The sequence below is a fragment of the Pelomonas sp. KK5 genome (assembly GCF_001984095.1).
Taxonomy (GTDB): Bacteria; Pseudomonadota; Gammaproteobacteria; order Burkholderiales; family Burkholderiaceae_C; genus KK5.
This window is the reverse complement of the sequence record NZ_LYVQ01000245.1, coordinates 1-9,638: the sequence shown is the minus strand read 5'-3', so window position 1 is coordinate 9,638 and position 9,638 is coordinate 1. Positions and strand designations below refer to the sequence as shown.

Annotated in this window: 9 protein-coding genes; 8 read left to right on the top strand and 1 reads right to left on the bottom strand. The window is 69.3% G+C overall.

Features of this window, described 5'->3' with window-relative positions; all coding sequences use genetic code 11:
• Window positions 1-114 precede the first annotated feature (114 nt).
• The 4 genes from B0W88_RS26595 (at window position 115) to aspS (ending at window position 4,481) form a co-directional block, all read left to right on the top strand.
• The gene (locus B0W88_RS26595; protein ID WP_077037602.1) at window positions 115-1,590 is read left to right on the top strand and encodes a sodium:solute symporter family protein; all 1,476 of its coding nucleotides are present in this window, start codon (window positions 115-117) and stop codon (window positions 1,588-1,590) included.
• 56 nt (window positions 1,591-1,646) lie between these two features.
• Entirely contained in the window at window positions 1,647-1,937 is a 291-nt protein-coding gene (locus B0W88_RS26590; protein WP_077037601.1) for an FmdB family zinc ribbon protein, read from the top strand.
• Between the two features lie 46 nt (window positions 1,938-1,983).
• On the top strand, window positions 1,984-2,580 hold the full coding sequence (locus B0W88_RS26585; RefSeq protein ID WP_077037605.1) for a DUF502 domain-containing protein: 597 nt from the start codon (window positions 1,984-1,986) through the stop codon (window positions 2,578-2,580).
• Window positions 2,581-2,684: 104 nt separating this feature from the next.
• Window positions 2,685-4,481: an aspartate--tRNA ligase gene (gene aspS, locus B0W88_RS26580; RefSeq protein ID WP_077037600.1), complete on the top strand. Its 1,797-nt coding sequence runs from the start codon at window positions 2,685-2,687 to the stop codon at window positions 4,479-4,481.
• A gap of 49 nt (window positions 4,482-4,530) precedes the next feature.
• Here aspS and B0W88_RS26575 read toward each other — a convergent pair whose 3' ends face one another.
• Window positions 4,531-6,753 carry a helicase-related protein gene (locus B0W88_RS26575; protein ID WP_233151853.1) on the bottom strand — a complete coding sequence of 741 codons (2,223 nt, stop codon included), beginning with the start codon at window positions 6,751-6,753 and terminating at the stop codon, window positions 4,531-4,533.
• Between the two features lie 43 nt (window positions 6,754-6,796).
• On the opposite strand from B0W88_RS26575, the gene B0W88_RS26570 reads away from it, so the two are divergent.
• The 4 genes from B0W88_RS26570 to B0W88_RS26555 all read left to right on the top strand — a co-directional run.
• The gene (locus tag B0W88_RS26570) at window positions 6,797-7,984 is read left to right on the top strand and encodes a hypothetical protein (RefSeq protein ID WP_077037599.1); all 1,188 of its coding nucleotides are present in this window, start codon (window positions 6,797-6,799) and stop codon (window positions 7,982-7,984) included.
• Between the two features lie 5 nt (window positions 7,985-7,989).
• A complete protein-coding gene (gene nudB, locus B0W88_RS26565) occupies window positions 7,990-8,433 on the top strand; it encodes a dihydroneopterin triphosphate diphosphatase (protein WP_077037598.1) in 444 nt (147 codons plus the stop codon).
• On the top strand, window positions 8,430-9,251 hold the full coding sequence (locus B0W88_RS26560; protein WP_144006990.1) for an endonuclease/exonuclease/phosphatase family protein: 822 nt from the start codon (window positions 8,430-8,432) through the stop codon (window positions 9,249-9,251). The genes nudB and B0W88_RS26560 overlap by 4 nt, the downstream gene beginning before the upstream one ends.
• Window positions 9,244-9,638, top strand: a 395-nt coding sequence (locus B0W88_RS26555) for a phosphatidylserine/phosphatidylglycerophosphate/cardiolipin synthase family protein (RefSeq protein ID WP_233151852.1), incomplete at its 3' end; no start/stop codon positions are given. The genes B0W88_RS26560 and B0W88_RS26555, both read left to right, overlap by 8 nt.

Here is a 9,638-nt window from a genome sequence, read left to right as displayed (position 1 = left end):
TTTCTACTGACGGCCAGCGCGCCGCTCGAGCGCGGCGCCGGGCCTGATTCCTGCTGCCGATCTTGGGGATAATGCCGCGTCCTGTCGGACGCCCACCCTTCCTGCCCAAGTGAAATGAACATCACCCTGATCGTCTTCGTCGTCCTCTACCTGCTCGGCACGCTGGGCCTGGGCGTCTGGGCCGGCACGCGGATCAAGAACACCAGCGACTTCGCGATCGCCGGCCGCTCGCTGCCGCTGATCATGGTCGTGACGACCACCTTCGCCACCTGGTTCGGCGCCGAGACGGTGATGGGCATCCCGGCCAAGTTCGTGCAGGGCGGCCTCAACTCGATCATCGAGGACCCGTTCGGCGCCGGGACCTGCCTGATCCTGGTCGGCGCCTTCTTCGCCACCAAGCTCTACCGCCAGAACCTGCTGACCATCGGCGACTTCTACCGCCAGCGTTTCGGCAAGGGCGTGGAGGTGTTCTGCTCGGCGACGATCATCCTGTCCTACCTCGGCTGGGTCGCCGCGCAGATCACCGCGCTGGGCCTCGTGTTCTCGGTGCTGACTGACGGTGCGATGAGCGAGACGGCCGGCATGATCGTCGGCACGCTGGCCGTGCTGATCTATGTCGTGATCGGTGGCTTCCTGGCCGTGGCCTGGACCGACTTCATCCAGATGATCGTGCTGGTGATCGGCCTGTCGGTCATCGCCTTCTTCTCGGCCGACCTCGCGGGCGGCGCCGGCCACGTGTTCGCGATGGCGCAGGACAAGGACCTGTTCAAGTTCCTGCCCGAGCCCAAGCTGACCGACGTGGTGATGTTCGTCGGTGCCGCCGTGACGATGATGCTCGGCTCGATCCCGCAGCAGGACGTGTTCCAGCGCGTGATGTCCGCCAAGGACGAGAAGACCGCCCGCAACGGCGCGATGATCGGCGGCCTCAGCTACATCCTCTTCGCCGCCGTGCCGATGTTCATCGTGTCGGCCGCCGTCGTCGTGATGGGCCAGCAGGCGCTGGACCTGGTGCAGGGCGAATACCAGAAGCTGCTGCCGCTCTTCGTGCTCACGAAGATGCCGCTGATCATGCAGATCCTGTTCTTCGGCGCGCTGCTGTCGGCAATCAAGAGCACCTCCTCGGCCACGCTGCTGGCGCCATCCACCAGCTTCGTCGAGAACATCCTGAAGAACATCCGCCCGCGCACCAACGACCGGCAGCAGCTCTTCGCGATGCGCACGACCATCGTCGTCTTCGCCGGCCTGGTGCTGGCCTATGCGATCGCGATGAAGGGCACGCCGATCTTCGACCTGGTCTCCTCGGCCTACCAGGTCACACTGGTCGGCGCCTTCGTGCCGCTGGTCACCGGCCTGTACTGGAAGCGCGCCACGACCCAGGGCGCGATCTTCTCGCTGGGCCTGGGCATCGCGGTGTGGATCGCCTTCCTGCCGCAGGTCAGCACGCTGGGCGAGGCCTTCCCGGGCCAGCTCGCCGGCCTGCTGGCGGGCTTCGCCGGCATGATCGTCGGCTCGCTAATGCCGCAGATCCTCAAGGACCGCAAGGACCACAAGCTGCACGTGGCCGGCCTGGCCGACGAGCCGTCGGCCTGAGTCCGACACGTACCGGAACTATAATTTCCGGTTTTCGATCAACGGTTTAGCCCCTCATGCCCATCTACGCCTACCGCTGCAGCACCTGCGGTCATGCCAAGGACGTGCTGCAAAAGATCTCCGACGCCCCGCTGAGCACCTGCCCGGCCTGCGGCGCCGAGACCTTTTCCAAGCAGATCACGGCGGCGGGCTTCCAGCTGAAGGGCTCGGGCTGGTACGTGACCGACTTCCGCGGCGGCAGCAACAACAACGGCAGCAGCGCGCCCGCGCCCGCCGCCGATGCGCCCGCCGCCGCTGCGGCACCGGCCCCCGCGCCGGCGCCGAGCAGCAGCAGCAACTCTTCCTGAGCCCGCCCCCGTGAAGAAATACTTCATCACCGGCCTGCTGGTCTGGATGCCGCTGGCAGTCACCATCTGGGTGCTGCTGTGGGTGCTGGGCATCATCAACGGCATCTTCGGCGCCGTCGTCGGCGCGACGCAGGCGGTGGCCCCGGGCTTCCACGATCCGCTGGAGAAGCTGCTCGACGTGCCGGGCCTGGGCCTGGTGGTCGTCGTCGGCACGGTACTGCTGACCGGCATGTTCGTGGCCAATATGTTCGGCCAGTGGGCACTGCGCCAGTGGGACCGGCTGCTGACGCATATCCCGATCGTCAAGAACATCTACAGCTCGGTCAAGCAGGTCTCCGACACGCTGTTCTCCAGCAACGGCAATGCCTTCCGCGAGGCGGTGCTGGTGCAGTACCCGCATGCCGGTTCGTGGACCATCGGCTTCGTCACCGGCAAGCCCAGCGGCGAGGTGGCCGAGGCGCTGGTGGACGAGCACGTCAGCATCTACGTGCCCACGACGCCGAACCCGACCTCCGGTTTCTTCCTGATGATGCCGCGCTCGCAGGTCAAGCCGCTGCACATGAGCGTGGACGCGGCGCTCAAGCACATCATCTCGATGGGCGTGGTCCCGCCGGACACGCCGCCGCCCAATCTGCCGGGCTGAGCGCCCGGCGAGCGTTCAGTCCTGAGGGCCTCGCGCCTGCCTAACGCCCTCGTTCAGCGGCGCCTTGCCGCGCCTCCAAGAATTCTGCGAAAGATCCAACAATCATGCGTACCTGCTATGCCGGCCAAGTCAGCGAGAAGCTGCTCGATCAGACCGTCACCCTGATGGGCTGGGCCCACCGTCGCCGCGACCACGGTGGCGTCATCTTCGTCGACCTGCGCGACCGCGAAGGCATCGTCCAGATCGTCTGCGACCCGGACCGCGCGGACATGTTCAAGATCGCCTCCGACGTGCGCAACGAGTTCTGCCTGAAGATTGTCGGCAAGGTGCGCGCCCGCCCGGCCGGCACCGAGAACGCCAACCTGGTGTCCGGCAAGGTCGAGGTGCTGTGCCACGAGATCGAGGTGCTGAACCCGTCGGTCACGCCCCCGTTCCAGCTCGACGACGAGAACCTCTCGGAGACCACGCGCCTGACGCACCGCGTGCTGGACCTGCGCCGCCCCTACATGCAGAACAACATGATGCTGCGCTACCGCGTGGCCATGGAAGTGCGCAAGTTCCTCGACGAGAACGGCTTCATCGACATCGAGACGCCGATGCTGGGCAAGAGCACGCCTGAAGGCGCGCGCGACTACCTGGTGCCGAGCCGCGTGCACGACGGCCACTTCTTCGCGCTGCCCCAGTCGCCGCAGATCTTCAAGCAGCTGCTGATGGTGGCCGGCTTCGACCGCTACTACCAGATCACCAAGTGCTTCCGCGACGAGGACCTGCGCGCCGACCGCCAGCCCGAGTTCACCCAGATCGATATCGAGACCTCCTTCCTGACCGAGGAAGAGATCCGCTCGATGTTCGAGGGCATGATCCGCCACGTCTTCATGAAGGCGCTGAACGTGGACCTGGGCCAGTACCCGGTGATGAAGTACAGCGAGGCGATGCACCGCTTCGGCTCGGACAAGCCGGACCTGCGCGTCAAGCTCGAGTTCACCGAGCTGACCGACGTGATGGGCGACGTGGACTTCAAGGTCTTCTCGACGCCGGCCACGACCCCGGGCGGCCGCGTGGTCGCGCTGCGCGTGCCGGGCGGCGCCACGATGAGCCGTGGCGAGATCGATGCCTACACCGAGTTCGTCAAGATCTACGGCGCCAAGGGCCTGGCCTGGATCAAGGTCAATGAAGTGGCCAAGGGCCGCGAGGGCCTGCAGTCGCCCATCGTCAAGAACCTGCACGACAAGGCCATCAGCGACATCCTTAGCCGCACCGGCGCGCAGGACGGCGACCTGCTGTTCTTCGGCGCCGACAAGGCCAAGGTCGTCAACGACGCGATCGGCGGCCTGCGCCTGAAGGTAGGCCACAGCGACTTCGGCAAGGCCAATGGCCTGTTCGACGACGTGTGGGCGCCGCTGTGGGTGGTCGACTTCCCGATGTTCGAGCACGACGAGGAGAACAACCGCTGGGCAGCTGTCCATCACCCGTTCACCGCGCCGAAGGACGGCCACGAGGACCTGATGAACACCAACCCCGGTGCCTGCATCGCCAAGGCCTACGACATGGTGCTCAACGGCTGGGAGCTGGGCGGCGGCTCGGTGCGTATCCACCGCGCCGACGTGCAGGCCAAGGTCTTCGAGGCGCTGAACATCAGCCCGGAAGAGCAGAAGATCAAGTTCGGCTTCCTGCTGGACGCGCTGCAGTACGGCGCGCCCCCGCATGGCGGCCTGGCCTTCGGCCTGGACCGCATCGTCACGATGATGACCAAGGCCGATTCGATCCGCGACGTGATCGCCTTTCCGAAGACCCAGCGCGCCCAGGACCTGCTGACCGGCGCCCCGAGCTTCGTGGACGAGAAGCAGCTGCGCGAGCTGCACATCCGCCTGCGCAATGCCGGCGCGGCTCAGCAGGCCTGATCGGACCTGACGAAGAGAAAGAAGGGCGCCTCGGCGCCCTTCTTTCATTTCATGCCCGCGCGCGGCCCCGCGTGGCCGAGCGCCACAGCGGCTTCTTCCCCTTCAGATGCCGCTCGATCCCGTCGTTGAGGCGCGAGCGCAGGTCCGTCACCGCCTCCACATGGCCGTAGATGCCAGGGAAGCGCAGGTCCAGCCACAGCCACAGCGTGCAGGAGCGCAGTGCCTGCTCCATGCGGTCCAGGCGGCTGTGTTCATCGACGTCGCTGAGGAACCAGGGCTGGCCGGCTTTGCCGGTGGCGGCATGGCTGCGGGTCCATTCGAGGAACTCCTGCACCTGCGCATCGGTGCGGGTGTCCACCGGCGCCTGGGCGTAGATGAATCGCTGCTTCAGGGGCAGCTTGCCGCAGCTGCGGTCCAGCGACTCGGCCAGCTCCAGCATCTGCTCCAGCTCGGCCACCTCGAAGTGCGCGTTGTCCAGCCGCAGCTGGTCCATGAAGACGCCCAGCACGGCGTGCAGCCGGTCGATGTGCAGGCGCTGCGCGATGGTGCTGACATGCCACCAGTTCGGCGCCACGGCGGCCTTGAAGTCGCGCGGCGCGCGCGGCGTCTTGGGCAGCAGCGCGCGCAGCGTGCGCAGGGCCGTGTGCTCGGCCTCGCGCAGCACGCCGCAGAAGCCCTCGTCGTGCATGCCGAAGCGGCCGGCGCGGCCGGCGATCTGGTGGGTCTCCGACACGCTCAGCTCGCGGTCGCCGACGCCGTCGAACTTGGTCATCGTGCTGAACAGCACGCGGCGGATCGGCAGGTTCAGGCCCATGCCGATCGCATCGGTGGCTACCAGAACGTCTGTCGCGCCATGGGCGAATCGTTCGGCCTCGCGGCGCCGCACCTCGGGCGGCAGCGCGCCGTAGATCACCGAGACCGGATGCCCCTGCTGGGCGATCTGGTCGCGCAGCATCAGCACCTCGCGGCGGCTGAAGGCCACGACCGCATCGCCCTTCTTCAAGGAGGCCAGCGGGACGGGCGCGTCCAGCAGCTGCACCTCCTGCTTGCGCTCGAAGTGGCGCACCGTGCAGCGCTCGCCGCACAGGCCCAGCAGGCTTTCGATCGCCGGCACCGCATAGGCCGAGCAGATGATCAGCAGCTCCTTCGCCGGCACGCCGACGATGGCCTGGGTCCAGGCCCAGCCGCGGTAGTTGTCGAAGAGCATCTGCGCCTCGTCGATCACCGCCACGTCGATCGGCTTCTCGGTGCCGACCATCTCGATCGTGCTCGACACCACGCGCGCGCCCTCGGCCGGCACGTTCTCCTCGCCGGTCAGCAGCGAGCAGGGCACGCCGCGGGCGACCAGGCGATCACGCCCTTCCAGCGCCAGCAGGCGCAGCGGCGCGAGATAGGCGCCCGCGGCCGCCTGCGCGAGCCGCTCGAAGGCCGCATGGGTCTTGCCGCTGTTGGGCGGGCCGACGAAGAGGGTCACCTGGCGCTGCGCACGCCGCGCCGTCTGGAAGCTGTCCGGATAGCCCTGGAAGGCGAGATCCTGCTTGAGCCCGGCCAGCGCGAACTGCTCGTCCACATGGCGCTCCCAGCGGTCCTGGGCGCGCGTGCAGGCGGCCTTCAGCGCGTCAAGCGGCTGGGGCGTCGCGCATTCGGCCTGCAGCCGTGGCAGCAGCGAGTCGAGATGTTCCGGATAGCCGGCCACGCTGCGCGCCAGCAGTTGCTCGACATGGGCCAGCAGCTCGGCCGCCTGGCCATAGGCGGGCCGCTGGCCCAGCGCTGCCTTCAGCGCGGGCATGTCGCCGTTGCGGTAGAAGGCCCAGAGCGGCCCGGCGTCGGCCAGGTCCACGCGGTAGGCCACCGGGAGCTGCCAGCCGCCATGCGAGAGCTTGATCGCCTGGTTGCACAGGCGGGTCCAGCGCAGGTCGTCGGCCTCGCGGCGCAGGCCCAGCGCCTCCAGCTGCGCCGTTCGCTGCTGCATCAGCTGCCGGGCCTGCGGCGTGGTCTCCACCTCGTCGAGGTGCTTCAGCGCGACGGGCACCAGCGCCGGCGCGATCCAGCGGCTCGGGCGCGCGCCGGACACGGCTTTCTGGATCATCACCAGGCCGAGGCGTTCGAGCCGCGCCTCGGCCTGCTGGCGGTCCTCGTCGTTGAGGTCGGCCGGCGAGGCGACCTGCGGCAGGTGGAAGGCGGCCTGGCGGATGCGCTGCCACTGCTCGGGTGCGAGGCCGGCCGGCAGCCGGGCGAGATGGCGGGGGTTGGGGAGCTGAACTTCTGACACGGCAAGGAGTGGAACACAGCTTGCCCCGGATATGCTTCCGGCCATGAGCATGGACAACGAGATCCCACGCTGGGAGCGCGTGGTGATGCGCCGCCCGGCGCTGGTGCTGCCGCGGCTGCAGGCACTGATGCGCCGCCGCGGCGACCCGGCGGCGGCCCGCCGCGCGCTGCTGGGCGCCTTCTTCATCCTGGAGCGCTGGGGCCGTGGCGCCGAGCTGCAGGACGAACTGCTTCTCGCGCAGCAGCAGCTGCGCGGCCGCAAGGGCGGCGGCCAGCTCGGCGAGGCCGCCGAGTTCAGCGAGGCGCTGGGCCGTCTGCACTACCAGCGCGGCGACTATGTCGAAGCCTGCAATGCCTGGAGCCAGACCCTGGATCAGGCCGACGACGACTCGCGCAGCGCCTGCCTGGCCCGCATCGGCCTGGCGCACTTGTGCTTCGCCCTGGGAGACTGGGCGCGCGGCGGCCGCGTGCTCGACCAGGCCGAGCTGCACTACGGCCGCCGGCTCGCCGCCGACCCCTACCTGCGCGCCAAGATCGCGCTGAACCGCGCCGTCAGCCTGCGCGCCACCACCGGCCCGCAGGCGGCCCTGGCCACGCTCCACGAAGCCCGCCAGGCCGCCCAGGAGGCCGGCCACAGCGACTACAGCGCCGAGGCGATGTGGCACCAGGCTCGCTGCGCCCGCGACAGCGGCCAGGCGGCCGAGGCGCTGCAACTGGCGCAGCAGGCCCTGGCCATGGCCCAGCGCAGCGGCTACCGCTGGCTGCAGGGCCAGGCGGCGCTGCTGCTGTCCGAGCTCAGCAAGGACGACGTGGCGCTGGGCTGGGCCGGCCAGGCGCTGACGCTGGCCGAGGCCATCCAGTCCCGCGCGCTGCAGGCCGCGGCGCACGGCCGCCTGGGCGACCTGATGCAGGCCCATGGCGAGCTGGGCCCGGCCTGGCACCACCAGCAGCAGCGCAAGCGCCTGGAATCCACGCTGGGCCAGAGCCAGTTGCCGGCGCAACTGGAGGCGCTGGCGCGCTTCGACACCCATCCCGCCCTTGAGCGCGCGGAGCCGGCCACCAGCGCCAACGATGTCGACGCCGCCCTCAGCGGCCTGCAGGCGGTGGCCGAGGCCGGCCGCCAGATGGCCGAGATCCTCAACCGCGAGCACATCCGCCGCGACGAACTGCTGGCCCTGGCCAGCCGCGTCAGCGAGCAGGCCGAGGCGGTGCAGCGCCTGCTGCGGCCATGATGCCGATGACCAAGCCCTACAAGATCCCCGAGTCGGTGCTGGTGGTGATCCACACGCCGGACCTGCAGGTGCTGCTGATCGAGCGCGCCGACCGCCCCGGCTACTGGCAGAGCGTGACCGGCTCCAAGGATGCCGTCGACGAGCCGCTGGTGGACACCGCGCGCCGCGAGGTCTTCGAGGAGACCGGCATCGAGGGTGGCGAGCTGGTCGACTGGCAGCTCGCCAACCACTACGAGATCTACCCCGTCTGGCGTCACCGTTATGCCCCCGGCGTCACTCACAACCTGGAACATGTGTTCGGCCTGACCGTGCCGGCCGGCACGCCGGTGCGCCTGGCGCCGCGCGAGCACCTGCAGTACCGCTGGCTGCCCTGGGCCGAGGCGGCCGACCTGTGCTTCTCGCCGTCCAACGCCGAGGCGGTATTGCAATTGCCCAGGTTCAAGTCATGACGAAGCCCCTCAAGACCCAGTTCGCCGACTCGGTCGCCGTCACGCCGACCGATCGCGCCCACCCGCGCCTGCGCGTGGCGACCTACAACATCCACAAGGGCGTGCGCGGCATGGGCCCGAGGAAGCGGCTGGAGATCCACAACCTCGGCCTGGGCGTCGAGGCGCTGGACGCGGACCTGGTGTTCCTGCAGGAGGTGCGCCTGTTCCACCACGGCCATGCCCGCGACTTCGACCACACCTTCCTCGGCTGGCCGGAGGAAGGGCAGGCCGAGTTCCTCGCGCCCGAGGGCTACGAGGTGGCCTACCGCACCAATGCCGTCACCAAGGACGGCGAACACGGCAATGCGCTGCTGTCGCGCTGGCGCATCGGCGACATCGGCCATCACGACGTCTCCGACCACCGCTTCGAACAGCGCGGCCTGCTGCACGTGCCGGTGCAGTGGCATGGCATCGAGGTGCATACGGTGGTCGCCCACCTGGGCCTGATGCACGGCGGCCGGGTGCGCCAGGTGCAGCGCCTGGCCGAGTACATCGAGGCCGAGGTGCCGCACGATGCGCCGCTGCTGATCGCCGGCGACTTCAACGACTGGAGCGAGAAGCTCGACGCGCCGATGCGCAAGCACGGCCTCAAGCGCGCGCAGCCGGTGCACGGCCGGCCGCGGCCGCCGACCTTCCCCTCCGCCTTCCCGCTGTTCGCGCTGGACCGCATCTACATGCGCGGCCTGCGCTGCGCCACGATGCAGGTGCCGCGCGGCCCGGCCTGGGCGCGCATGTCCGACCACCTGCCGCTGCTGGCGGAGCTGGAGCTGGATGGTTAACAGGCGCTTCTCGAGCTGGTACGGCCCGCAGCATCCGGCCTTCACCGGCGGCAACGAGGCGCGCCTGCTGCGCGGTGGCGACGAGCTGTTTCCGGCGCAGATCGCCCACATCGCCCGCGCCGCCAGCGAGGTCTGGCTGGCCACCTACATCTTCCACGAGGACGAGGCCGGCGCCGCGCTGGTGGCGGCGCTGCGCGCGGCTGCGGCGCGCGGCGTGCGGGTGCGGGTGGTGGTGGACGGCTTCGGCTCCCGCGCTCCCTTGCCCTGGCTCAGGCGCGAGCTGGAGGGCAGCGGCGTGGCGCTGGCGGTGTTCCGTCCGCTGGACCGCTGGTGGCGCTTCCTGCAGCCGGGGCAGCTGCGGCGGCTGCACCAGAAGCTGTGCGTGAT

Bases quoted from the DNA above. Each gene is read 5' to 3' on its own strand.
- B0W88_RS26595 (WP_077037602.1), top strand. From the start codon at position 115: ATGAACATCACCCTGATCGTCTTCGTCGTCCTCTACCTGCTCGGCACG.
- B0W88_RS26590 (WP_077037601.1), top strand. From the start codon at position 1,647: ATGCCCATCTACGCCTACCGCTGCAGCACCTGCGGTCATGCCAAGGAC.
- B0W88_RS26585 (WP_077037605.1), top strand. From the start codon at position 1,984: ATGCCGCTGGCAGTCACCATCTGGGTGCTGCTGTGGGTGCTGGGCATC.
- aspS (WP_077037600.1), top strand. From the start codon at position 2,685: ATGCGTACCTGCTATGCCGGCCAAGTCAGCGAGAAGCTGCTCGATCAG.
- B0W88_RS26570 (WP_077037599.1), top strand. From the start codon at position 6,797: ATGAGCATGGACAACGAGATCCCACGCTGGGAGCGCGTGGTGATGCGC.
- nudB (WP_077037598.1), top strand. From the start codon at position 7,990: ATGACCAAGCCCTACAAGATCCCCGAGTCGGTGCTGGTGGTGATCCAC.
- B0W88_RS26560 (WP_144006990.1), top strand. From the start codon at position 8,430: ATGACGAAGCCCCTCAAGACCCAGTTCGCCGACTCGGTCGCCGTCACG.